Here is a 22,931-nt window from a genome sequence, read left to right on the forward strand (position 1 = left end):
AAATAAAAGTATAAAAACTTTCGATTCAAAAAACGATTTTATCGCAACATTGAAAAATGTCCTTTAATAACTCGTCCGCTGTCAAACGTTACAGTAAACCAATAATCGGTCGAAGGCAGGTCGCGGCCGTTGTATTTTCCATTCCAGCCACTGCCGTTTCCTTTAAAAAAGTAAAGCAGTTTTCCGTAGCGGTCAAAAATAGCCACCTGTGCGGTTGGATAACGGTTGAGGTACGGAATACGCCATACGTCGTTATAGCCATCACCGTTAGGGGTGAAAAAGCGCGGATAATCCAAAACGAAAAAGGTTTTAGTCGTGATGCCGCATTCTTTTTTGTCTTTTACCGTAACGGTATATTCACCGGAATCCAAATTGGTAAAAGTAGGGGATGATTGGAAATGAACGCCGTCGATAGAAAATTCGTAATCGCCGATTCCCTGGTAATTGACAGTAGCACTGTTTTGTCCGGATTGAAAATCATCTACCGCAACCGATAGGATGGTAGCCGGTGCCGAAGCCACTACGGTAAAGGTTTTGGTCACAAAACAACCGTCGGAATTGGTGATTTTTACGCTATACGTACCCGCCTGATTCACGGTAATATGCTGAGCGGTTTGTGTAGAATCGTTATTCCATTCGTAAATAAATCCAGCCGGTGCATAAAGTGACAGTATGGTGTTCGGACAAATTGTTTTGGTTTCGTCCTGAATATTCGAACCGTTAAAATTATTCACAACCAGCGAAACGGGAGCAATACCGTAACAATCGGAACCGTTTACCACGCGGGCATAAATGGTGGTACTGGTTGTGTTATAAGGAGAATTGAGCGGGTTAACTAATAAAAGGGCGTCATTCGCCGATGCAAAATACTGTACCGTAGCACCTGCCGGTAGGCCGGTAAACATCGCAGTCATTGCATTCAGATCAAAATTGGCTTTACCGTCGCCATCGTTATCACATTCGCTTTGCGGACCAATAGGGGTAATCGTATTGTTTACAACCTGTAGCGTTACCGTAGCATAATCCACACAACCGTATTGGTTTTCAACACGGGCTGTAACGGTAGTGGCACTGTTATATTGATAATCGTCGGGATTGGTAATCAGATTGGTTTGTGCCTGTGCGTTGGCTAAAGTCGGATAGAAAGCCACACTAAGATTGGTACCGCCAGCGGTAATGGTAGGATTGGCAAGTGTCAGGTTAAACTTTGTTGGTCCGCTTGGAGCCGCACATTGTATTAAAGTAGCGTCATTTGCCGTTACCGGAGCATGTTCGATAGTCACTTCGCTACTCGATGTACAACTTCCGCCAGCCGAAGTAATCGTGGTTTCCACGCGATAGGTTCCCGGAGCGGTTACGTTATAAATCGGATTGGTAGCACCGGTAATAGCTCCAGTAGCATCAAACCACTGATAGGTAACATTAGTACCCGTTACTGTCGCATCCAGCGGATAGCTGCTTCCGGGACATAATGGATTTCCGGTAGCAATAAGTCGGTCCGGACCTAAATCGGTTGCAATATTAAAACTACCGCCTTTTAAGAAAATAGCCGAATCGTAATATTGGTTCCCCTGATCGGCAATAACCATTTTAATATGATAGGTCACACCCGGTGTTACGGTTGCTTCTGCTCGTAAGGTTTGTGTCTGACCGTTGTAATTGGTCGGGCTGTTTACATCGTTAAATCCACCAAAATACTGCGGATTCGCCTGCGGACAAATAGTTCCCGGTCCGCGAACGGTGGTTACTTTAACCGGGATATTGGTACCCGGAACTACGGCCAGATTTTGGTATTGTGGCGTAGTCGCTTCCCGTAATAAAAAAGCAAAACCATCCGAGTAATTACATTGATTGGCACTCGGATTGGTTAAGTATTGTTCGGATGCAAAGACGTAGTCAAAGCTCATTTTATTGGAAATCGGTACAAAGTCGAACTCTAAAACGGTGGCATTAATCGTGTTGTGTTCGTTAATGGCTTGTTCCAGATCCGGATCGCCGAGCCAGCTGGCCGGGCCTTCACTCAAAATTGAGGAATTCGGACCTACTGCCGATATCGCTTTTCCGGTGGTGATGATCACACCGTCGTTAAAAGGAAAACCGTTGTAACCCTGGAAGTAGCCGTAACTTTTGGCGCCATCCGAAAAAGTGTATCCATTGATCGCAATATTGGAAACCTGTGCACAGGAACTGTTAAATAGTTTATCAAGAACGAGTTGATCATCTGTATAATTCTCGGTTACCTGTATGTATTGTGCCCATATTGTTGTGGAAAACAACAATACTATTGCTGTAAAAAAACGGGAGATCTGTACCTGCATAATGCCTGCAAAGATACTACAAATCTCGTTTTTTTAGAATTTTATACGATATTAACATAAAAATAACGGTCCAGACAAGCACGATTGTTAGGTCACCAAAATGAACACTGTAGTCTTTTGCCATGTCCTGTCCGCTGATTGTGCTGCTTAGGTTTTTAATAACCGAAAGACGGGTAAAAGGCTCTTTAATCAGATTACTCATCGATTCCAGAGGAAAAAACTGACTTACCTGTTGGTAAACATCGGTGTCTTTAAAAAACTTCCAACGCATTAATCCGATGGCAATCGCTTCTAAAATACTCCATAATAAAAGGAAACCAAGTGCAAAAGCCGAACGTTTTACGAGTATACCCAATAACAAACAGAACGAGAAGAAAGCGGTTAGTTTTATAAAATAGGCGAATAGATATTCCAGATCGGAAAAAACAATGCCGAGTTCATTATAGGACGAATAACTATAGCCTAAAATAAGTGACATTATAAATACAAAAACAGTCGATCCAAAAGCAAATAGTAATACCGTCAGGAATTTGGACTGAATAAATTCTTTTTTGCTCAAACCATCGATAAGGTTTTGTTTTAATGTGCCGTAGCTGTATTCGTTCGCCATCATGGAAACGATTACAATGGCTAGGAAAAGTTTAAAAATGGACGCAATCCAGGTGTTAAAATGCCAGATAAATGGAAAATTAAAAATTCCCTGTTCGGCAATATGGAGTCTGAAGTTTCCAAACTCGAATTTGATGGCTGCGATTAAGGCAATAAATGATAATAAAATAAAATAGGAAAGAATCAGGACTTTACTGGCTCTGTTTTTCCATAGTTTTTGAAGTTCGATTTCTAAAAGACGTTTCATAATATGCGATTGTGATTGATGAGAATTAGTGCTTGCTGGTTAATTGTAAAAACTGTTCTTCGAGACTGTGTTTGCGTTTTACCAGATGATTCAGGACAATATTGTGCTGAAACAGGAAACGATTGAGCTCCGAAGCTTCCAATGGTGCATTGAGATAGACCAGCAATTTGCCTTCTTCCTCTTCAATTTTATCAATAGCGCTAAGGTTTGTAAGCGTCGATTTTAGGATTTCGTGATTGTCCGATTGCAGTTCAAAGAAGCCTTCGTTCGAAATAATACCGTCAACGGTACCGGTATATAGGATTTCGCCTTTGCGAAGTACGACCACGTGCGAACATACTTTTTCTACTTCGTCCAATAAGTGTGAAGCCAGTAGAATTGTTGTACCCATTGAGGCAATATGTCGGATGATATCACGAATCTGACGGATTCCCTGTGGATCCAATCCATTAGTGGGTTCGTCCAGAATCAGGATTTCAGGATCGTTTAAAAGTGCCGATGCAATAGCCAGACGTTGTTTCATTCCTAATGAAAAGGTTCTGAATTTGCTGTCTTTTCGTTCGTAAAGACCTACAACTTCCAGTTTTTCCTTTACTTTATCATACGAAACGCCTTTGATTTTGCAAACCAGTTTTAGGTTTTGTTCAGCGGTTAAATACGGATAAAAATTAGGCCGTTCGATAATGGCACCGACTTTTTTCAGCGCATGATGCGTGTCCAGTTTGCCGTCGAACCAGGTGTAATTTCCAGCGGTTTTGTTAACCACATTCAGGATAATACCCAATGTAGTGGATTTTCCACTACCGTTCGGACCTAAAATGCCATATACATTTCCTTTTTTGATCTCGAAAGACACATTTTTTACGGCATGTACATTTCCGAACTTTTTATCTAAGTTTTGAATAGTAAGGATTGTTTCCAAAGTATATTTTTTTGATTGATAAAATATATGACGAACCACCAACCGATTTGTTACGACAAAAATAAAATTATTGATACGGCACCACACTAGGATTCCCCATCTGGAAATTTTGCAAACCGAAATCGGTGTTTTTAAAGGAATTTGTCTTAAAAATATTATCTCCGTTTCCGGGAATCGTAGGATAGAAGGCAAACGACAATTGGAAGCTGTTAAAAACGAGGTAATCGTTACTGATCAGTACCCCTAAACCGAATTTGGAATAGAGTCGGGTGGAAAACAGATGGTTTTCATCGCCTAACATACCAAATGAAAAGTTGGCAAACGGACTAAAACGGAAACCGTACCAACTTCCCGGCATATACGATTGTGTTTGAACCGTAAACTGCCATCTCCGACTACCATAGAGATCGACGCTATCAAAACCCTGAATACCATTAGTGCCGGATAAGGTTAATAAATCCCGTTCCGTAGGCAAACGATGACTACCGATGATTAGTTCGGGTTTTATAAACTGACGGAATTTCCAACTACCGAGTTCAATAAGCTTGGTGAAATAATTAAGTTCAAAACGAAATACCGTTTGTTCGGTAGACGCACCGTTAAAATAAGCACCCCATTCGACGGTAGTTCCTAGAAAACCGAAATTATAATAATCGCCGGATGACAGTCGGCCACCCAAATACAGGCGTTTTAATTGGTTTTTATGATGAATCCCCGCGGTAATCGAGTACACACGCCCCACCGGAACGTCTTCGATAATACCGTAGTTAAATAAAAATCGTTCCTGAACGAAACTACGGGTGGTAATTCCGACACTGGCCAGATACAATTGGGTGTTGGAATAGTAATTGATCGAATCGTATTGTACGGAAGGTTTTTCGATAAACTTCAGGTTGTAATAACGGGCGGTGGTGACCAGATTGGTTACCCGGTTGTCTTCCGAACGTCCTTTAAAAATACGGAACGCATGACCTGCCCAGATATTTTGTCCTTCGGCTTTAAAGTTTTGGGAAACCATGTTCGGATTGCCCTCATCATCTAAAGTACCGTCTTTAAATTCTTCTTTATGGAAGTTTTGTTCAAAACCATAGCCGCCGGCCCATCGGGTTAAGGGCGAAAAGAACCCGCGTTCTACGGCAAAACCTTTAATATAATCGTCTTCCAGTCCGTATTCGTAGCGAAGTGTCGTATTGATATAGGTATTCCGGATGTTTGGAATCGTATATTTCGCACTATAGGCACTTTTATTATCGGAAAAACGTTGCTTGAAATTATTTTCGAACTCATGTCCCAATCCCAGAAAATTTCGTTCGGTTAACTCCAGATTGCTTTGCGAACTGGAAATGGCTCCGGTTGGTACAAAACTCCAGGAATCGAGTACGCGGATTACCACGTCGACCGAGTCGGGGCTTGTGGTGGGAACGGGTTTTACGACCACGCTGCGCACATAACGCTGGCGACGGATCAGACGTTCCGATTCCCGCATTTTGAGTGAATCGACTGTTTCGTTTTGCTTAAAAAGTAACAGGTTGCGCACCGTCCAGTTTTTGGTACGTATATGAATCCGGTTTCCAAAACGTTCGATCCATTTTCGCGGCGCCTCATTTTCATCGGTAACGGAATAACCAAACGGATCCAGTGTTTCGATTTTGATGTTACGGATTACTTTTCCTTCAAACAGTAAATAGGAAGCCGCTTTGGGTGGCGGAGCGTTTTTAATTTCCTTTTTTGGAGTGGTTACACTACGGGTTGGCCTGAAAATAAGCCGGTGAATAAAACTGGTAAATTTCTTCTTTTTGGAAAACTTTTCGATATCCTGATAAATGACTTTTGACGAATCGGCTTTGGTTTTGTTGTCCTGCGCATATCCATGTGATGCGAGAACGAGAAATACAACCAGAAAAGCAGCAATTTTTTGTAACATTTATCGGTAATAATCGGTACTTGATGTTATAAAGATACGTTAATGAACGGAAAAAAACGAATGTTGTTATCTTGTGGAATAAAAAAAACAGGGAAGTCCCTTTTTGTCTTTTACAAGGGATATTGGAATAGTTACACCTGACAGGTTTTTAAAACCTGTCAGGTGTAGTATTACATAAAAAAAAGCGGCTGTTCATTTTTGAAACAGCCGCTTTGTCGTGTATTAGCTTTTTTGCTCTTTGTTGAAGTATACTAAGTAGTAATACATCTGTTTTTCTTCGTCCCAGCCTTTTTCTACGAATTTTTCGGCACTTTCCGGGTTAATAAAGTCCAGTTTGATCTGAATGTTGGTATCCAGTTCGATGATGTTCTTCATTTTTTTACGGGCATCCGAAACGGCCGCATTGGCAATCGGGAAGTTGGTCAGGTCTTCAATACTGTATTTTTCGCCTTTGTCAACTTTATAGTTTTTAAATTCGGAAATCAAATCCGGATTGTCGATTACCTCGTTTAGGAAGTTGGTTTCTTCGAACTCGTCGTTTTTAGCAAAATAATTTACCGAACGGTTCATAAACATTACCTCTTCTTTTTTGTCTTCGGCCGGTAAAACAACTTCTTTTGCAAAATCCTGGCAGAATTTCAGGTATTTTTTAGTCATAAAGTTTTCATCCTGAAACGCATCCACCGATAGGAAATGCTCCAACCAGTAACGCGCATCATAACGGTTACTGTCGATCGTTAAAATTTTATAACCTTCTTCTTTTTTATAGTTAAAGATCAAACAACCTTTGTCCAGTTTGTTCAGGTTGATTCCCTGTTGCAAAATCATTTCCAATGTCGAACCTTTTTCTTCAAACTGAAGGAAATCGGCTTTTAACTCACTTTTAAAAATTCCGATCGCATCCACCACATTATTATCGATCGAAACATTGGTCAGATAGGTTACATATACCTCTCCGTTTTTGATATGCGGATGGTTGGATTGCTCAAAAAGGTGTTTGGTTATCTTTTTAGAAACATCATGAATGCTTCCCGGGTTAGCAAAAATCTCATTTGAGAAATTGTACATTTCGTTATAATCCAAATCCACATCGTGTGCAAACTGAAAGTAATTTTCCTCTTTTTCGCGGAAAGGTTTGAAAAAATACTCTTTTAATAAAGGCATAATCTCATCATTCAGACCGTAAGGTGTGTCCGAAAGAAAGATAGCCTCGCTACGGCTTTTATTTCCTACTCTGTGGATAGAAAGGTTGTCGATGTGGGTATTAAATAAGTTTATCATGGTGTTATAATTGCTGTGGCAAAAAAATCCGACTGTTTTTTAGTCGGATTTTTTATGCCGGATATATTAATGATGTGGTTGTATTTTTAAAGCGATTTTTAGTTCCAGTTTTCTTCAAAACCGTAATCGTTAAAACTGTCGTCTCCGTCGAACATGTCAAGATCTTCCTCGTCAAAATCGTCTTCAAACTCCCCGTACATATCGTCGCTCGATACAATAGGACTGTTGAAATCTTTGGTTGGCGCGTCTACAGGTAATTCACCATGCGCAAACATCAGATCCGGATAGGTTACCCCGTTTTCAGGTTCTTCTACAGCGGCCAATTCTACGAAAAAGGTCCACATGTTTAGGAAATCGTATACATAGATGATTTTAGTACTGTCTTCATCCAGAATGGAAGAAAGCGGGTAATCAGCCATGGTTCTTTGTTCGCCCGGAACGTCACCGGTATCAAACAACGGGATTTCGTCTTCTTGTGTCCATTCGTCATCACAAGTGTAAAATGAAGCGATCTCCATTCCGTCAAAGCCAAAAGCGTTTACGATAGCATTGTGTAAATCCTCCAGAGAATCGTCTTCAAGAATGGCAATGTCCCTGAAAATGTCTTCTTCGGCGTCGAGTATAACTCTAAATTTATAAACCATAACCTTATTTATTTTAAAAAGCCAAAGTTACGGTTAATACTTTTGATTCCAATTAGTGTTGATAATTTTTTGACGAAGTTTTGTAAGGTGTTTGATTATAGTGTGTTAAGTGCATTTTTGAGCAGCTACTGTTTTGGGTAAGAAACATTTATTTTTCGTAGAATTCGATCGGAAGATCGTCCGGATCGGCGATAAAGAAAAAGCGTTTTCCGGTATATTCATCCACACGAATGGTTTCGGTTTCGATTTTACGTTCGGAAAGATACTGCTGTGTGGCGACAATATCGTCGACTTCAAATGCCAGGTGGCGCAATCCGGCAGCTTCCGGTCGGGAAGGGCGTTGCGGCGGATCGGGAAAAGAAAAAAGTTCGAGGCAATAATTTCCGTTTATAGCCAAATCCAGTTTATACGATTGGCGTTCGCTTCGGTATACTTCCTGAAGGACGGTTAATCCTAAAATTTCGGTATAAAAATGTTTGGAAACAGTATAGTCCGAACAGATAACGGCAATATGGTGGATTTTGTTAAGCGATAACATGGAATAGAGAAAAGAAAAAGCCTGGTGTGAACCAGGCTTCTGTAAATTATTTTTTAGCTTTTGGAGCTGGAGCGGCACTTTTAGCCTTTGCAGTTCCGTTTACTGTATTTAATACCGTTTCGAACGAATTGTTTACTTTGGTAAGTGCTTTTAAAATCGCATCATTAGAACCGTTACTGTTAATGATGTCATTTAAGTCTTTGGTTTCGTTGTGTAGTGTTTCTACCTTTTCTGTTAAACCTGAAGTTCGGGTTACATGCTCCGGAAATTTATTGGCATCAATTGCTACTGCATATTTTACCAGATATTCTCCATTTCCTTTAAGCGGAGCGAAATTCCCTTTCTGAGTCTCACGGGATACTTTGGTTAATAAATCCTGAAAATTTTTCATTTCCGGCCATTTATCGGTAACGGACTGTGCTGAAATCGTGTTTAATGCGAATAATGCAACGATCACTAATAAAGATTTAAAGTATTTCATAGTTTAAGGTAGTTAATATTGTTTTGCAATACTAAGAAAATTAATTTTATAATTATAATATTTTAAGAGTAATTAAAATATTGATATCATTTTGTTATTAATTCGCACTTTTAGCAGCACTTTGTTAGTTTAAGGTTTTAACCGACTGATGATACTTTTCTTAAAATGAGTAAACTTTGGATGCGTAGGATACTGTCGGTTGGAAGTCATATTGTTAAAGATGAGGGCCACTGCCAGTAGTATCAGTGCCCCGGTTAATACCGGAGAAATCACATACCCGTAACCCAGTTCTTTGATCTGAGGCGAACCGGTTACCGCGATCAATGCTGTGGCACCTCCCGGTGGATGCAAGGTTTTGGTGATCTGCATCAGCACAATCGACAGCGAAACCGCCAAAGGAGCCGAAATCCATAGAATATCCGGAATTAGTTTTTGTATGGTAACACCGATCAGTGCCGAAATAAGATGGCCACCTACGAGATTGCGCGGTTGTGCCAGCGGACTCTGAATCACGCCGTAAACCAGTACGCACGACGCGCCAAAAGAACCGATCAGGAAGGTATAATCCTGAGGCGTAAACAAACCGTATTGCAGGTAGGAGATAATTCCCAATCCAACCAACGATCCAAGGAAAGCCCAGAAATGTTCTTTATAATCGATTAGTGTTTCTTTGTAAAGCACATAACGGGCTTTACGATAATTGCGTTTTATTTTAGGGGTAGGCATATTAAACTCGGGAATAGCTGTAAACAGTATACGGATAAATGAATTTAGCAGTAGTTTTCGATACCAGACAAACCATCAGGATCGGGAAAAACAAGGTATAATCGCCAATGGCTTCACATACCAGAAATAAGGCTGTAAAAGGCGCATGAATACTGGCACTTAACATAGCCGCCATTCCGATAACCATAAAGTTAACCGGCAGGACATTGGCATGGAAAAACGTATTTAAAACCGAGGCCGTTAGTAAACCCAGAAAAGCACCGATAAACAAACTCGGTGCAAATACACCGCCATCGCCACCGGAAACCAGCGTTAATGAGGTTACGATAGGTTTTAGTAAAATCACAAAAACCAACGTAGCGGCCAAAGATACGGTGAGTGTAAGATGACCCGATTGTTGTGTGAGTTCTTTTACTGCGTGATAACCTTCGCCATAAAGCTGCGGGAAAACAAGTAGCGCAAGGCTAACCAATCCGGCGCCAATAATAATACGAAAATGATGCTGGTCGATTTCAGCGAATTTCTTTTTAAAAAGCAAGACACATCGATTCAGATATACCGCATTCACCCCGGCAATCATTCCTAAGAGGATCATATATGGAAGGGCGTGTAAATGCCAAGGCAATACATTGAGATTAAAAAGCGGCTGATTGTCTACAAAATACGTAAACAGAAACGCAACTGCAACGGCAATGCCATTGGTTAGCAAAAACGATCGCGACCATTTTCGGGAGATCACCTCATACGCAAAAATCAGTCCGGCAAGTGGACTACCAAAAAGCGCGGTGATTCCGGAAGCAATTCCGGCACAAATGAGTTGTGTTTTATAACGTTTAAACAGATTTTCCTTTTGCTGAACCACCGAACCGATAGCTGCCGAAGCCACTACGGTAGAAACCTCAATCCCGGTAGAACCACCAAAAATAACCGTGATCAAACCATTAATAAAATGTGAACTCACTTTATAGGCCGGCAGGTTTTTGTTTTTGGATTCGGTACTTTCATAAATCTCCTTGATACCTTTGTTTTCCTTTTTACGAAATAGCGTCTGCCTTAAAAAATAAATGATCGAAAATCCCAATACCGGGAATAATAAATACAACAGCCAGTGTTGCTGGGCCAGTGTAAAGAAAATAGCTTCGTAATGTTCCGTTATTTTTTTGAGTGTATTGCCGAGTAAGGCACTTAAAAAACCAATAACGGCAGATGTGATGATCAACTTTTGAAGAACAATCAGACGATGGTTCTTTTTGATCCGGGTTATTTTTTTCATTTCGGGGGGAGCTATGAATGCAAAATTTGATACGCAAAAATAACCATTGAAATGCTAAAAAACGGTATAAAAACGTTAAAGTTACGGTGTGACAATCCACCATTGGTTTCCAAAAGGATCTTCAAAACCAGCGGTATAGCCGTAATCCTGGCGAACAGGCTGCATTAACGAGACAGCTTTTTGCTGTAATGCTTTTTGATAGACCGTATCCACATCGGCTACATAAATAAACATCCCGCAGGAGCGAGTCTCATAATTGTCCGGTTTTTGGGCGAACATGATTACCGCGTCTCCAATCCGAATTTCGCCATGCATAATGGTTCGATTGCCTTCACCGGGAACGATAAGCTGCTCCTGGGCGTCCAGTACTTTTTTGGTAAAATCGAGAAAAGCCTCGGCATGGTCGGTAATGATATACGGCATGACCGGCAGGTATTGTTCTGGAATTTTCATACTACTATTTTTAGCGTTATTATAGGGAAGCCTGAATTTTAGCGGGCAGTTTTCCCTTGATCAGTTGATAAGACTGTGCGATATAGTGTTCCCATTCTTTTGGGGTTAGTACGGAACTGTCTTCTACCAGTACCCATTTGTACCGAGCCATATACGGAGCCGGTTTTATATGCGGTCGGGCGATTAATTGATCAAAATCTTCTTCGGTTGTTTTAAACGAAACGGTTAGTGGTGTACTGTCGAGCCCGATCACACAAAACATTTTATTAGCGATCAAAAAACACAGGTCGTTTCCCCATTTAATGTCCTCGGTAACAGCCGGAAAAGAAGTGCAAAGGATTTGTAAGGCTTCTATATTCATAAGGTAAAGGCTTGGTTTAAAGCTAAGTTACGTCATTTTTGGGCAAATCGGAATAGGAGTAGTCACTAATTCACAATTCATCCTAAAAAAATAACAGTTCGGTATCCTTTTTTATTAAATGAAAGCCAACTGTTGCAACTTTGAATCACTAAAAAACAAGAAATGATGAAAACGATACTTACAATTTGTAGTCTTTTATGTTGTCTGGTATTTCAGGCGCAAACAAAAATTTCCGGAAAACTGGTCGATCAAAAAGGGAAACCGCAGGAAGGGGTGAATGTGTTTATAGAAGGAACCTATGACGGAGCGCCATCTGCAGCCGACGGTACCTTCTCATTTGAAACCGATGCGAAAGGGAGCCAGGTTTTGGTGATCAGTTCGTTGCTGTTGGAAACCATCCGGGAAACTATCGTAATAGAGACTTACAAATCCCGTTTGTTTACCGTAAAATCCAGTGCAAATGCTTTAAATGACGTAGTGATTTCTGTGGGTTCGTTTCAGGCTGGTGGCAATTCAAAAGCATCGGTTTTAAAACCATTGGATATTGTAACTACGGCCGGTTCGCCCGGTAATATAATCGGAGCCTTGCAAACCCTTCCGGGTGCGCAGATTGTAGGAGAGAGCGGTCGTCTGTTTGTTCGCGGTGGGGAATCGGATGAAACCCAAACCTATATTGACGGTATCCGGGTAGCACAGCCTTATGGTGCTTCGGCCAATAATCTGCCAACCCGAGGACGTTTTTCACCTTTCTTGTTTAGTGGAATGTCTTTTACAACCGGAGGTTATTCGGCGGAATTTGGTGATGCTCTATCCAGTGTGTTGTTATTGAATACGATTAATGAACCGGATCAGGAAAAAACGGATGTATCCTTAATGACTGTTGGTTTAGGTGTAGGAAATACGCAGAAATGGGAAAAAGGATCGTTTAGTTTTAATACAAGCTATATCAATCTGGAGCCGTACCAAAAGACGATCCAACAAAATGTAGACTGGATCAAACCGTATCAGTCCATGTCGGGAGAAATGGTTTTCCGTCGTCAGTTTAAAAACGGATTGTTTAAATTTTATACGGCTTATGATTATGCCAATTTTGAGCTAAATCAAAAAGATATCAATTATGAAGACCCGATTCGGGTAGCTACTCAAAACAATAATCTATATCTGAATGCTTCTTATAAAGGAAATTTTGGAGCCAACTGGACGATACAAACCGGAATAGGCTACGGTTATAGTCTGACCAAAACGGATTTGGATAGTAATGCGGTAAAAGATCAGGAAAATGCCGCACACCTAAAACTAAAACTGGGTAAAAAGCTTTCGAATAAAGTAAGAATGATTTTCGGAGGGGATTATTTTACAACCGATTTTGACGGAAGCTATCGCCAGCCGTCTAATGAATTCAAAACCGGTTATACCAGTGGGATTGGAGCTTTATATGCTGAAACGGATATCGTAGTAACATCGGACTTTGCCGTAAAAGCCGGACTTCGCGGAATGCACAGCGATTTATTGGGAACATCGGTATTGGAACCGAGAGCTTCACTGGCTTACAGAACCAATAAAAACGGGCAATTGTCACTGGCCTATGGCGATTTTAATCAGTTGCCAAAACAGGATTACCTGAAATACACTTCAGCGTTCGAACCGGAAAAAACAGCACATTATATACTGAATTACACCTACAACCCGGAAGGAAGAACGCTACGTGCCGAATTGTATTATAAAGATTATAGCAATCTGGTAAAATACAACACTGATTTGCCGCAATACAACAGTATTTATACCAATAACGGAAGCGGATATGCCAAGGGATTTGATCTTTTCTGGAGAGATAATAAAACGGTTAGAAATCTGGAATACTGGTTGTCCTATTCGTATATCGACAGTAAAAGGGATTATAAAAACTATCCGGATAAAGTAACGCCCAATTTTGTAGCGAACCATACACTTTCGGTAGTGGGAAAATACTGGATCAACGATTTGCGTTCGCAGTTGAGTGTGACGAACAGTTTTGCAACCGGACGTCCGTATAACAATCCGAATGAAATGACCTTTATGAATGGAAAAACGACGAGCTATAACAGTTTGAGTCTGAGTTGGGCGTACCTGATGTCGCCACAAAAAATACTATACTTCTCGGTTTCAAATGTAATGGGAAAAGACAACGTTTTTGGTTACCAATATGCCAATTCGCCTGATGTAAGCGGACAGTTTCAACGCCAGGCAATAGGACAGGCTGCCGACCGATTTTTCTTTGTCGGGTTCTTCTGGACCATCAGTCAGGATAAGAAATCCAACCAATTGGAAAACCTGTAACAATTCATCCCTGAAAAATGACAGTTGGGTCAGGATTAATTTTAAAGCAGAATGCCCCATACTACCTTTGACCTATAAATAATAAAGTTTCAATCATCACAATACAAAATCATTAATCCATTTAAAAAAATAGAAATCATGAAAAAAATTATCATCGCACTAACACTTTTGATCAGCACTATTACATTTTCACAAACGCAATACGAACAAGGAATGAAAAAAGCCCTTGGTTTGTGGAGTGAAGGAAAACCAACCGAAGCAAAAGCCCTTTTTGAACGCATCGCTTTGGTGGAAAAAGAAAACTGGCTTCCGAACTACTACGTGGCTTTGATCAACACAACAGAAGCTTTTGTTCCAGCCAACCGCGACAAAATTTCAGCTTTATTGGAAAAAGCACAACAGGCCGAAAACGAAGCGAATGCCATCAGTCCGAATAACCCGGAATTATTAGTTGTACAAGCACTGATTTACACTGCCTGGATTGTATACGATCCGCAATCGAACGGAATGAAATATACCGGTAAAACGATGGAACAATATTATAAAGCACTGGCTTTGGCTCCAAACAACCCGAGAGTTGTATTTTCGAAAGCCGAATTTGAAATAGGTGGCGCCAAATTTTTCGGAAAAGATACCAAACCAATGTGTGCGCAAGTTGCGAAATCAATTGAACTTTTTGCTACTTTTAAACCAGAATCGCCTTTTCATCCGAACTGGGGATTGGACAGAGCGCAGGAAGTGCTACAAAACTGCAACACAAAATAAAAAACAAACCGGCGGAATAGCCACGAATAAACAGAAATAAAATGAACTTTTACCTGAGACATTTTTTACGAGCCATAGGTATCGGAACAGCCATCATTGTTGTATTGCTTTTGCTTCGATGGATTAATGGAAACCCGGTACCAATTAACGGCGCTTTCTGGCTAAATGTTGAATTTACAATGCTCTATACAGTAGCATTATATATGGCAAATATGGCTGTTTTCGTGATGCTTGACCGGATATTTAAGAAAGATCGTTTTGCTTTGAAAAGAGTAATAATAGGGTTTTTAAGTTCCTTTGTGGTCTCTATAGCGGTAATTTTTTTATTGCGGGCTTTTGAAGAAATACAAATCAACGGATTGACCTTTCAAGCGTTTTTAGAAAAAGAAAATCCAGGGAATTATCTTACAGCGATCATCATTACATTTATCATTACGCTGATTCTCCATATGATCTATTTTTATAGAGCGTATCAGGAAAACCGGTTAAAACAGCAAAAAATCATCGCCGGAACGGCTTCAGCCAAATTCGAAAGTTTAAAAAACCAGATTGACCCGCATTTTTTGTTTAACAGTCTGAATGTACTGAGTTCGCTGATCGAAGAAAACCCGGATAATGCCCAACGGTTTACCTCTTCTTTGTCTAAAATATACCGTTATGTGCTGGAACAAAAAGATAAGGAACTGGTTAGTGTGGAAGAAGAACTGGCTTTTGCCAAAACGTATATGAACTTATTAAAAATGCGTTTTGAAAACAGTATTTTCTACGAACACCCGGAAAAATCAGCAAATCCGGAGGCGAAAGTGGTTCCGTTATCGTTGCAGTTATTATTGGAAAACACGATAAAACACAATATCGTTAGCGAACAAAAACCGTTACACATTCGCATATTCGAACAAAACGGCTACCTCGTAGTACAAAACGATCTGCAAAAAAAGGAAGTTTTAAAAGACCGACAGGGTGTAGGTTTACAAAACATCATCGACCGTTATGCGATTCTCACGGAACGTAAGGTAAAAATAGAACAAACTGAAAATAAATTTACGGTACAATTACCGATGTTAACCAAACAAATTGGTATTATGGAAACGTATGAACAACATGACGATACGGCTTATTACCGGGCCAAAAAGAAAGTTGAAGCCTTAAAAGGATTTTACGGAAATCTGACATCCTATTGTGTGGTAATTCCATCCCTCATATTTATCAATCTTTATTTTTCACCGGGATTCCAGTGGTTTTGGTTTCCGATGTTGGGATGGGGAATGGGCCTTTTTATCCACGGATTTAGCGTGCTGGGATATGGCGCAAGTTGGGAAGAACGCAAGATTCGGGAATTGATGGAAAAACAGGATAACGACAGTAAAAAGAACTGGAAGTAAGTAAACAGAACAATCATGGAACGCAATTATAACGAACAGGAGCGCTATGAGCAAGCTCGTAAAAGAGTAGAAGAAATCAAAGGTTTTTACGGAAACCTTACCGGTTATATCGCTGTAAATCTCACATTGTTAGCAATCAACCTGCTAACGTCCCCGGAGCATTTATGGTTTTTTTATCCGATGATCGGATGGGGAATCGGAGTCGTTTTCCACGGAATGAAGGTTTTCAATTATATGCCCTTTTTGGGACGTGATTGGGAAGCCCGAAAAATGAAAGAATTTTTAGAAGAAGAAAAGCAAAAACACAAACAAAACTGGAACTAAGATGCGCCGTAAATACAAATCATGGGAAGAGCAATACAGTAGCGATAGTCGTTATGAAGAAGCTGCCAAAAGGGTAAAACGAATCAAAGGATTCTATACGCACCTGATGATATACCTATTGGTAAATCTGTTTATCGTATTTTTAAACTTTCGGGATTTAAAAGTAGGAGAAAGCTATTTTCAGTTTAAAAACTTCTTTACCGCGATATGTTGGGGTATCGGATTGCTAGCACACGGATTGCGGGTTTTTGGATACGATTTTTTCTTTGGACGTGACTGGGAAGCGCGCAAAATCAAAGAATTTATGGATAAAGAGAAAAATGAAAAATGGGAATAATCACAAAATAGGAATACGAATACGATGAATATTATAATTATAGAAGACGAAAAACCGGCGGCGCGATTATTACAGCGAAAAGTTGAAAAACTAGGATTAAACGTCCACACCATGTTGCATTCGGTAGAAGAATCGATACAATGGTTTCAAGCCAATCCGCATCCGGATCTTATCTTTCTCGATATCCAGCTTTCCGACGGACTTTCTTTTGAAATCTTTGAACAAATCAATATCAAAAGCGCGGTTATTTTTACAACGGCCTACGACGAATATGCGTTAAAAGCCTTTAAATTAAACAGTATTGACTACCTGCTAAAACCGATAGACGAAGACGATCTGGAAGTGGCATTAAACAAATACCGACAACGAAATCCGGAACCGCAACAATTATCGCTGGATTTTGAAACAATCAAACGAATGCTGGTGAATCCGGTGGATAAATCGTATAAAAAACGATTTACGGTAAAAATCGGTCAGCAGTTAAAAGTGATCCCGATCGAGGAAGTCGAATGTTTTTATAGCGAAAACAAAGGAACTTATGTGCACACCACCGATAACCGCGATTATTTACTGGATCAGACACTGGAGCTATTGGAAACCGAATTGGATCCAAAAGATTTCTATCGCGTAAGCCGTAAATTTATCATTCCGATGCGCGCCATAAAAGAAATCGTACTCTACAGCAATTCCAGACTAAAAGTCGTTTTGCCAACCTATAAAGGCGATGAGGTTATTGTGAGCCGCGAAAGGGTTAGTGATTTTAAAGAATGGATCGGTTAGGATCCATTTTTTATGCTGTTTTATTTTTTCGGGCTTCCAGAATCATATAAAACTGTACTCCGAATAAAATCGACGCAAGTACCAAATGAATTGTCTGACTTCCAAATGGGAAATGTAGGTAATACATTGCAATTCCGGAGGCGATTTCCAATGCTAATAAAAGCATTACCCAGTTGATTTTTGAAAAGCCCAAACCCAGTCGTTTGTTACGTAAATACAGGAACAGACTCGATAAAAACACCACTACGGAAAACGTACGGTGAAAGTAAAAGCTCACTTCAGGTTTGCTTAACCAAAGGGTTTCATTTCCGATTCCGGATTTTACCTGCTCGTCTACAAACTGACGTACCTGAGTTCCTAAAACCACCTGAATTAATGTTAACCCAAGTGAAACCCAAAGGATAGTCAAAAACATCGGATTCGCAATTTTATCCGACGAAACCGGTTTGGCCAGTCGGATGATATATAAGATAACGGCAACGATTACCAGTGCCATCACCATATGAACGGTGATTTTTACCGGGTTTAATACCGAATACACCACTGTTGCGCCCAACCATGCCTGGAATCCCATCATAAAGACAACCAACCAGGACAATAGGGTAATTTTTTTACTTTGTTTCCACATTGAAAAAGAAGCAATAGCCATAATAAAACAAGCCAGACCGGCCAAAGCACCAACCAGTCGGTTGCCATATTCGGTCCAGGTGTGCGAAGCATTAAAGATCGCATAATCGTGCTTGGTGTATTTTTTCCAATGGGAAGCGTCAAATTCCGTTCCGGTGGTAAAATTGTCTTTGGCGACCAACAGACTTTCGTCTTTAATGATCACCTGACCTTTTTTAAACTCATGGTTTTCACTCCAGGTCAATTCCTTGATATCGGTTGGAGGAATATAATATCCAAAACATTTCGGCCAATCGGGACAACCCATTCCGGAACCGGTCATACGAACCAGTGCTCCGGCTACAATTACTAAATAGACTAATACTAAAGCAGTTTTTGCGATGGAGGTGAAATGTTTTTTCATTTTAGTATGCTTTTATGTTTAAATCCGAAGGTTATTCGGTTGCCTTTTTTAATCCTAATTTTGCCGCTTTTTCCATCATAAAATCGTAAGCCGGCTGGTATTCGTTCGGGATTTCTCCTTCGAGTATGGCTTCTTTGATGGCTTCTTTTAAAAGACCGATTTCACGGGAAGGTTTCAGGTTAAAAATGGCCATGATTTCTTCTCCGGTAATGGGCGGTTGGAAATTGCGAACGTGGTCGCGTTCTTCCACTTCGACAATTTTCTGGCGGACGATTTTAAAATTATTATGATATTTTCGGAATTTCGACGGGTTTTTAGTCGTGATATCGGCTTCGCACAAGGTCATCAGATTTTCCACATCCTCACCGGCATCAAAAACCAAACGACGTACGGCCGAATCGGTCACAATATCCTGAGCGAGTACGATGGGACGGGAACTCATCATGACCATTTTCTGGACAAATTTCATTTTGTGATTTAACGGCATATGCAAACGCTCAAAGATACGTTTTACCATTTTACCGCCTAAAAACTCATGCCCGTGGAAGGTCCATCCTTGTTTTTTATTATAACGTTTTGTCGGCGCTTTACCGATATCGTGTAGCAAAGCCGACCAACGTAACCATACATCGTCTGTGTTCGGGCAGATATTGTCGACCACTTCCAAGGTATGATAAAAGTTGTTTTTATGCGTATGTCCTTCGATCTCTTCCACCTGATTTAAAGCGGTTAGCTCCGGTAAAATAATATCCAGTAATCCGGTTTGGTATAGTAACAGGAAACCAACGGAAGGTTTATCCGATAAAAGGATTTTGTTTAATTCCTCGACAATACGTTCTCCGGAAATAATATTGATCCGGTCTTTATTACGGGAAATAGATTCCAGCGATTCCGATTCGATGGTAAAATTAAGCTGCGAAGCAAAACGGATGGCGCGCATCATACGCAACGGATCGTCCGAATAGGTAACATCCGGATCCAAAGGCGTTTTGATACTTTTGTGCTCCATATCGGCCAATCCGTTAAAAGGATCAACCAGTTCGCCGTAATTGGCTTCGTTTAAAGAGAGTGCCAATGCATTGATCGTAAAATCGCGACGGTTTTGATCATCTTCCAGAGTTCCGTTTTCCACAACCGGATTTCGGCTGTCGAAATGATAGGATTCTTTACGGGCGCCTACAAATTCAATATCCATATCATCATAGCGAAGCATGGCGGTACCGTAGTTTTTAAAAACCTGTACTTTTGGTTTATGTGGGATCAGTTCCGACACTTTTAAAGCCAATTCGATACCACTGCCAACGGCCACGATATCGATGTCTTTTTTATGATTGCGTTCCAGGATCAAATCCCTTACAAAGCCGCCAATAACATAGGAATCGACTTGCAGTTCTTTGGCTGCATTGGATATAATTTCAAAAATTTTTGACTGTAATGCCTCTTTATATGAAGTTTGTTTTTTCATTAATGGTCGCTCCGGTTTGCAGGGCTAAGTTGTTTATTTTCGTATAATTTTTACCTCACTGTTTCCAGACAGTTTTATGATAGTCGACGGTTTACCGCCAATTTTATCGTGGTGCAAATTTACAACATAGTCTACGCCTTGCAAAATTGCCGGGCTTATTTCTTTAAACGATTTTGGTGTTGGTTCGCCACTAATGTTTGCCGAAGTAGAAACCAACGGAACTTTCATCCGTTCCATTAGCTTAAAACAAAAAGGTTCTTTAACGATTCGCATCCCTAAAGTATTATCCTGACCGATGATATTTGGCGCGACATTTCTCGGATTATCCAAGATCAGTGTGGTTGGTTTTTCGGATAAATCGAGGATTTGCCAGGCTACTTCCGGAATATCTTTAAAAACATTGTATACCATACGATCCCCGTTCATCAGGACGATCATGCTTTTACTTTCTTCCCGTTGTTTGAGCGCGTATATCTTTTTTACGGCTTCCGGATTGGTCGCATCACAACCGATTCCCCAAACCGTATCGGTTGGATATAGGATGATTCCTCCGTTTTTGATCACTTCGTAGGCTTTATGAATTTCTTCTGCAATCATTTTTTATTTATTTAGACTGTTTTTATAAATAGTTACAGGAAGCGATTCTAAACAATACCAGCGACTTAATCAAAAAAAGTGGTTATTATTTTAGCTAAGTCGTCGTTGAAAACAGCTTCTTCCTGTTCAATTTTTTTGCGATACGTATCAAAATGTTGGACTTCGTTTTCATATGCTGTAAAACAATGTTCTAACAAATCAATAATATTGCGTTCTTTACCCGGGATATAATCTATTTTAAATTTATCCGGTATCGGAATATCTTCTGCAAAGTTAGCACTTCCTTTTTTGTTTGTAACTATAATACAGCCACACATTGCAGCTTCTCTCGGAATACGGTCTTTACCGGGATGATTTCCAAAGTCGATATAAATTTTGGCACTGAGCAACAATTGCCGAACCTGAGACGGAGTCATGTTTGCTATCGGAACCCAATCGAGTAGTGGTGCTTTTCGGATCAATTCCAGCGTTTCATTATATCCTTTTTTGGGATTGTATACAATCCTGTTGCTTTTATTTTGGTTGGTAAATGATTTCCTTTTTAATTTATCGATAAAAATAGCGTCAAGATAGTCGGATAAATTATAAATATCGGTGACGTTTTTCGATTCCAGAAAATGCCGGGCATAATGTGATTGTACCCAATGAGAGAGCAAGGGCTCCTTTTTAAAATCATAATGGCACACTGTTGGTTTTATTCCCAAAAAGCGTCGTAAGGAAAAGGGTTTTGGCCTAATGGCAGCCAAAAAGAAATCGACACTTAGCCACCAGATTACCTTATGAATTTTTTTATAGTGATAGATCATCCCGGTATAGATTTCGGGAAAGATGACGATATTTTCCGAAGCATCTGTTATTGTATTGGTATAAGGGATTTTAAAACGCTTGTAAAAGTCATGCACCGGATCAGTGGATGCCTGTTGTCCGATATATACCATTTTGGACTTAAATCCCATATTGAGGAGTTTGGATGCCAGCTGATGCATTAAAAAAGGCCCACCCGATGCAAAGTTCGCCGGGGCGATCACATAGAATGTTGCCGTATTTTTATTTAATTTCATAGTATTCGGTTTTAAATTTTCGAATGGCTGAAGAAATGATCTGGTGCATGTCGTAGTATTTATATTCGGCAAGTCTCCCTCCGAAAATGACATTAGTTCCTTTGGCTTTTAGGCAATACTTTTTATAAATTGCCTGATTTTTTTTATCGTTAACGGGATAAAACGCTTCTTTTTTCGAAGACCAGGATTCCGGATATTCTTTGGTGATAACCGTTTGTGGTTGCTTGCCAAATTCGAAATGTTTGTGTTCGATGATACGGGTATAAGGAACAGTCGCATCATTATAATTGACAATGGCATTACCCTGAAAATTGGAGCTATTGATAATTTCGTTTTCAAATCGGAGCGAGCGATATTCGAGTTCGCCAAATTCATAATCAAAATATTCATCGATTTTTCCGGTAAAAACAATAGTCTTGGCCAGCGATTCAAAATAAGAGCGATCGTCAAAAAAATCAGTATTTAAGCGAACTTCCGTTCCTTCCAGTAATCCGTCAATAATTGTATTATAACCGCCAACCGGTATGCCCTGATAGGCATCATTAAAATAATTATTATTGAACGTATAACGCACCGGAAGCCTTTTAATGATAAATGGCGGCAACTCGGTCGCTTTGCGTCCCCATTGCTTTTCGGTATATTCTTTAATCAAAGTTTCATAAATATCTTTACCAACCATTGAGAGTGCCTGTTCTTCCAGATTTGACGGATCTGAAACGCCAAACCGATCTACCTGGATATTAATTTTCGCCCGGGCTTCTTCGGGAGTTATAGCGCCCCATAACTGATAGAACGTATTCATATTAAAAGGCAGGTTGTAAAGCTTCCCTTTTGCAATAGTTACGGGACTATTGATGTAATGGTTAAAAGTGGTAAATTGATTGACGTAATCCCAGATGAATTTATCATTGGTGTGAAAAATATGAGCCCCATATTTGTGGGTTGTAATATCTTCTATTTTTTCACAATATACATTACCTCCCCGATGTGACCTTTTGTCAATAACGAGGCATTTTTTACCGATTTTAGTTGCTTCGTGGGCAAAAACAGCTCCAAAAAGCCCGGATCCTACAATTAGAATGTCATAGTTTTTCATC

General features: G+C 40.1%; 23 protein-coding genes. 6 read left to right on the forward strand and 17 right to left on the reverse strand.

Features of this window, described 5'->3' with window-relative positions; translation table 11 throughout:
* Window positions 1–38: 38 nt before the first annotated feature.
* The 12 genes from Q1R07_RS11870 to Q1R07_RS11925 all read right to left on the reverse strand — a co-directional run bounded on the left by Q1R07_RS11870 (window position 39) and on the right by Q1R07_RS11925 (window position 11,777).
* Window positions 39–2,318, reverse strand: a complete 2,280-nt coding sequence (locus Q1R07_RS11870) for a choice-of-anchor L domain-containing protein (RefSeq protein WP_300490407.1) — start codon at window positions 2,316–2,318, stop codon at window positions 39–41.
* 16 nt (window positions 2,319–2,334) lie between these two features.
* Window positions 2,335–3,174 carry an ABC transporter permease gene (locus Q1R07_RS11875; protein WP_300490409.1) on the reverse strand — a complete coding sequence of 280 codons (840 nt, stop codon included), beginning with the start codon at window positions 3,172–3,174 and terminating at the stop codon, window positions 2,335–2,337.
* A gap of 25 nt (window positions 3,175–3,199) precedes the next feature.
* Window positions 3,200–4,096: an ATP-binding cassette domain-containing protein gene (locus Q1R07_RS11880; RefSeq protein ID WP_300490412.1), complete on the reverse strand. Its 897-nt coding sequence runs from the start codon at window positions 4,094–4,096 to the stop codon at window positions 3,200–3,202.
* 67 nt (window positions 4,097–4,163) lie between these two features.
* A complete protein-coding gene (locus Q1R07_RS11885) occupies window positions 4,164–6,020 on the reverse strand; it encodes a hypothetical protein (protein WP_300490415.1) in 1,857 nt (618 codons plus the stop codon).
* A gap of 222 nt (window positions 6,021–6,242) precedes the next feature.
* On the reverse strand, window positions 6,243–7,301 hold the full coding sequence (locus Q1R07_RS11890) for a nucleoid-associated protein (RefSeq protein ID WP_300490418.1): 1,059 nt from the start codon (window positions 7,299–7,301) through the stop codon (window positions 6,243–6,245).
* A gap of 98 nt (window positions 7,302–7,399) precedes the next feature.
* Entirely contained in the window at window positions 7,400–7,945 is a 546-nt protein-coding gene (locus Q1R07_RS11895; protein ID WP_300490420.1) for a hypothetical protein, read from the reverse strand.
* 148 nt (window positions 7,946–8,093) lie between these two features.
* The gene (locus Q1R07_RS11900) at window positions 8,094–8,483 is read right to left on the reverse strand and encodes a VOC family protein (RefSeq protein ID WP_300490423.1); all 390 of its coding nucleotides are present in this window, start codon (window positions 8,481–8,483) and stop codon (window positions 8,094–8,096) included.
* Window positions 8,484–8,529: 46 nt separating this feature from the next.
* Window positions 8,530–8,964, reverse strand: a complete 435-nt coding sequence (locus tag Q1R07_RS11905) for a hypothetical protein (RefSeq protein ID WP_300490427.1) — start codon at window positions 8,962–8,964, stop codon at window positions 8,530–8,532.
* 129 nt (window positions 8,965–9,093) lie between these two features.
* Entirely contained in the window at window positions 9,094–9,690 is a 597-nt protein-coding gene (locus tag Q1R07_RS11910) for an HPP family protein (RefSeq protein WP_300490430.1), read from the reverse strand.
* 1 nt (window position 9,691) lies between these two features.
* Window positions 9,692–10,963 carry a chloride channel protein gene (locus tag Q1R07_RS11915; protein ID WP_300490433.1) on the reverse strand — a complete coding sequence of 424 codons (1,272 nt, stop codon included), beginning with the start codon at window positions 10,961–10,963 and terminating at the stop codon, window positions 9,692–9,694.
* An 81-nt stretch (window positions 10,964–11,044) separates the two neighbouring features.
* Window positions 11,045–11,416 (reverse strand): VOC family protein, encoded by a 372-nt coding sequence (locus tag Q1R07_RS11920; RefSeq protein WP_300490436.1) that lies wholly within the window; start codon window positions 11,414–11,416, stop codon window positions 11,045–11,047.
* Window positions 11,417–11,435: 19 nt separating this feature from the next.
* Complete coding sequence (locus tag Q1R07_RS11925; RefSeq protein ID WP_300490439.1) at window positions 11,436–11,777, reverse strand: MmcQ/YjbR family DNA-binding protein; 342 nt, start codon at window positions 11,775–11,777, stop codon at window positions 11,436–11,438.
* Window positions 11,778–11,942: 165 nt separating this feature from the next.
* Between Q1R07_RS11925 and Q1R07_RS11930 the strand changes: the two genes are divergently transcribed.
* The 6 genes from Q1R07_RS11930 to Q1R07_RS11955 all read left to right on the forward strand — a co-directional run bounded on the left by Q1R07_RS11930 (window position 11,943) and on the right by Q1R07_RS11955 (window position 17,681).
* Window positions 11,943–14,093: a carboxypeptidase-like regulatory domain-containing protein gene (locus Q1R07_RS11930; RefSeq protein WP_300490511.1), complete on the forward strand. Its 2,151-nt coding sequence runs from the start codon at window positions 11,943–11,945 to the stop codon at window positions 14,091–14,093.
* A 138-nt stretch (window positions 14,094–14,231) separates the two neighbouring features.
* The gene (locus Q1R07_RS11935) at window positions 14,232–14,858 is read left to right on the forward strand and encodes a hypothetical protein (protein ID WP_300490441.1); all 627 of its coding nucleotides are present in this window, start codon (window positions 14,232–14,234) and stop codon (window positions 14,856–14,858) included.
* 41 nt (window positions 14,859–14,899) lie between these two features.
* Window positions 14,900–16,240, forward strand: coding sequence for a histidine kinase (locus Q1R07_RS11940; RefSeq protein WP_300490443.1), 1,341 nt, complete (start codon window positions 14,900–14,902; stop codon window positions 16,238–16,240).
* 15 nt (window positions 16,241–16,255) lie between these two features.
* Window positions 16,256–16,564: a 2TM domain-containing protein gene (locus Q1R07_RS11945; RefSeq protein ID WP_300490446.1), complete on the forward strand. Its 309-nt coding sequence runs from the start codon at window positions 16,256–16,258 to the stop codon at window positions 16,562–16,564.
* A gap of 1 nt (window position 16,565) precedes the next feature.
* Entirely contained in the window at window positions 16,566–16,901 is a 336-nt protein-coding gene (locus Q1R07_RS11950) for a 2TM domain-containing protein (protein WP_300490449.1), read from the forward strand.
* A 24-nt stretch (window positions 16,902–16,925) separates the two neighbouring features.
* Window positions 16,926–17,681, forward strand: a complete 756-nt coding sequence (locus Q1R07_RS11955; RefSeq protein ID WP_300490453.1) for a LytTR family DNA-binding domain-containing protein — start codon at window positions 16,926–16,928, stop codon at window positions 17,679–17,681.
* A 10-nt stretch (window positions 17,682–17,691) separates the two neighbouring features.
* Here the strand turns inward: Q1R07_RS11955 and Q1R07_RS11960 are convergent, their stop codons facing one another.
* From Q1R07_RS11960 to glf, 5 genes are all read right to left on the reverse strand, one after another.
* Entirely contained in the window at window positions 17,692–18,711 is a 1,020-nt protein-coding gene (locus Q1R07_RS11960) for a COX15/CtaA family protein (protein ID WP_300490455.1), read from the reverse strand.
* A 31-nt stretch (window positions 18,712–18,742) separates the two neighbouring features.
* Complete coding sequence (locus tag Q1R07_RS11965; RefSeq protein ID WP_300490458.1) at window positions 18,743–20,176, reverse strand: HD domain-containing protein; 1,434 nt, start codon at window positions 20,174–20,176, stop codon at window positions 18,743–18,745.
* 33 nt (window positions 20,177–20,209) lie between these two features.
* Window positions 20,210–20,773: an L-threonylcarbamoyladenylate synthase gene (locus Q1R07_RS11970; protein ID WP_300490461.1), complete on the reverse strand. Its 564-nt coding sequence runs from the start codon at window positions 20,771–20,773 to the stop codon at window positions 20,210–20,212.
* Between the two features lie 65 nt (window positions 20,774–20,838).
* Complete coding sequence (locus Q1R07_RS11975) at window positions 20,839–21,834, reverse strand: hypothetical protein (protein ID WP_300490464.1); 996 nt, start codon at window positions 21,832–21,834, stop codon at window positions 20,839–20,841.
* Window positions 21,821–22,930 carry a UDP-galactopyranose mutase gene (glf, locus tag Q1R07_RS11980; protein ID WP_300490467.1) on the reverse strand — a complete coding sequence of 370 codons (1,110 nt, stop codon included), beginning with the start codon at window positions 22,928–22,930 and terminating at the stop codon, window positions 21,821–21,823. Before glf ends, Q1R07_RS11975 begins: the two co-directional genes overlap by 14 nt.
* Window position 22,931 lies beyond the last annotated feature (1 nt).

Origin of the sequence: Flavobacterium sp. (assembly GCF_030146175.1) — a bacterium.
In the GTDB taxonomy this organism is placed as follows: Bacteria; Bacteroidota; Bacteroidia; order Flavobacteriales; family Flavobacteriaceae; genus Flavobacterium.

Excerpts from the sequence above, each read along its gene's own strand:
- Q1R07_RS11870 (WP_300490407.1), bottom strand. The coding sequence starts at position 2,318 with ATGCAGGTACAGATCTCCCGTTTTTTTACAGCAATAGTATTGTTGTTT.
- Q1R07_RS11875 (WP_300490409.1), bottom strand. The coding sequence starts at position 3,174 with ATGAAACGTCTTTTAGAAATCGAACTTCAAAAACTATGGAAAAACAGA.
- Q1R07_RS11885 (WP_300490415.1), bottom strand. The coding sequence starts at position 6,020 with ATGTTACAAAAAATTGCTGCTTTTCTGGTTGTATTTCTCGTTCTCGCA.
- Q1R07_RS11890 (WP_300490418.1), bottom strand. The coding sequence starts at position 7,301 with ATGATAAACTTATTTAATACCCACATCGACAACCTTTCTATCCACAGA.
- Q1R07_RS11895 (WP_300490420.1), bottom strand. The coding sequence starts at position 7,945 with ATGGTTTATAAATTTAGAGTTATACTCGACGCCGAAGAAGACATTTTC.
- Q1R07_RS11900 (WP_300490423.1), bottom strand. The coding sequence starts at position 8,483 with ATGTTATCGCTTAACAAAATCCACCATATTGCCGTTATCTGTTCGGAC.
- Q1R07_RS11905 (WP_300490427.1), bottom strand. The coding sequence starts at position 8,964 with ATGAAATACTTTAAATCTTTATTAGTGATCGTTGCATTATTCGCATTA.
- Q1R07_RS11910 (WP_300490430.1), bottom strand. The coding sequence starts at position 9,690 with ATGCCTACCCCTAAAATAAAACGCAATTATCGTAAAGCCCGTTATGTG.
- Q1R07_RS11915 (WP_300490433.1), bottom strand. The coding sequence starts at position 10,963 with ATGAAAAAAATAACCCGGATCAAAAAGAACCATCGTCTGATTGTTCTT.
- Q1R07_RS11920 (WP_300490436.1), bottom strand. The coding sequence starts at position 11,416 with ATGAAAATTCCAGAACAATACCTGCCGGTCATGCCGTATATCATTACC.
- Q1R07_RS11925 (WP_300490439.1), bottom strand. The coding sequence starts at position 11,777 with ATGAATATAGAAGCCTTACAAATCCTTTGCACTTCTTTTCCGGCTGTT.
- Q1R07_RS11930 (WP_300490511.1), top strand. The coding sequence starts at position 11,943 with ATGAAAACGATACTTACAATTTGTAGTCTTTTATGTTGTCTGGTATTT.
- Q1R07_RS11935 (WP_300490441.1), top strand. The coding sequence starts at position 14,232 with ATGAAAAAAATTATCATCGCACTAACACTTTTGATCAGCACTATTACA.
- Q1R07_RS11940 (WP_300490443.1), top strand. The coding sequence starts at position 14,900 with ATGAACTTTTACCTGAGACATTTTTTACGAGCCATAGGTATCGGAACA.
- Q1R07_RS11945 (WP_300490446.1), top strand. The coding sequence starts at position 16,256 with ATGGAACGCAATTATAACGAACAGGAGCGCTATGAGCAAGCTCGTAAA.
- Q1R07_RS11950 (WP_300490449.1), top strand. The coding sequence starts at position 16,566 with ATGCGCCGTAAATACAAATCATGGGAAGAGCAATACAGTAGCGATAGT.
- Q1R07_RS11955 (WP_300490453.1), top strand. The coding sequence starts at position 16,926 with ATGAATATTATAATTATAGAAGACGAAAAACCGGCGGCGCGATTATTA.
- Q1R07_RS11960 (WP_300490455.1), bottom strand. The coding sequence starts at position 18,711 with ATGAAAAAACATTTCACCTCCATCGCAAAAACTGCTTTAGTATTAGTC.
- Q1R07_RS11965 (WP_300490458.1), bottom strand. The coding sequence starts at position 20,176 with ATGAAAAAACAAACTTCATATAAAGAGGCATTACAGTCAAAAATTTTT.
- Q1R07_RS11970 (WP_300490461.1), bottom strand. The coding sequence starts at position 20,773 with ATGATTGCAGAAGAAATTCATAAAGCCTACGAAGTGATCAAAAACGGA.
- Q1R07_RS11975 (WP_300490464.1), bottom strand. The coding sequence starts at position 21,834 with ATGAAATTAAATAAAAATACGGCAACATTCTATGTGATCGCCCCGGCG.
- glf (WP_300490467.1), bottom strand. The coding sequence starts at position 22,930 with ATGAAAAACTATGACATTCTAATTGTAGGATCCGGGCTTTTTGGAGCT.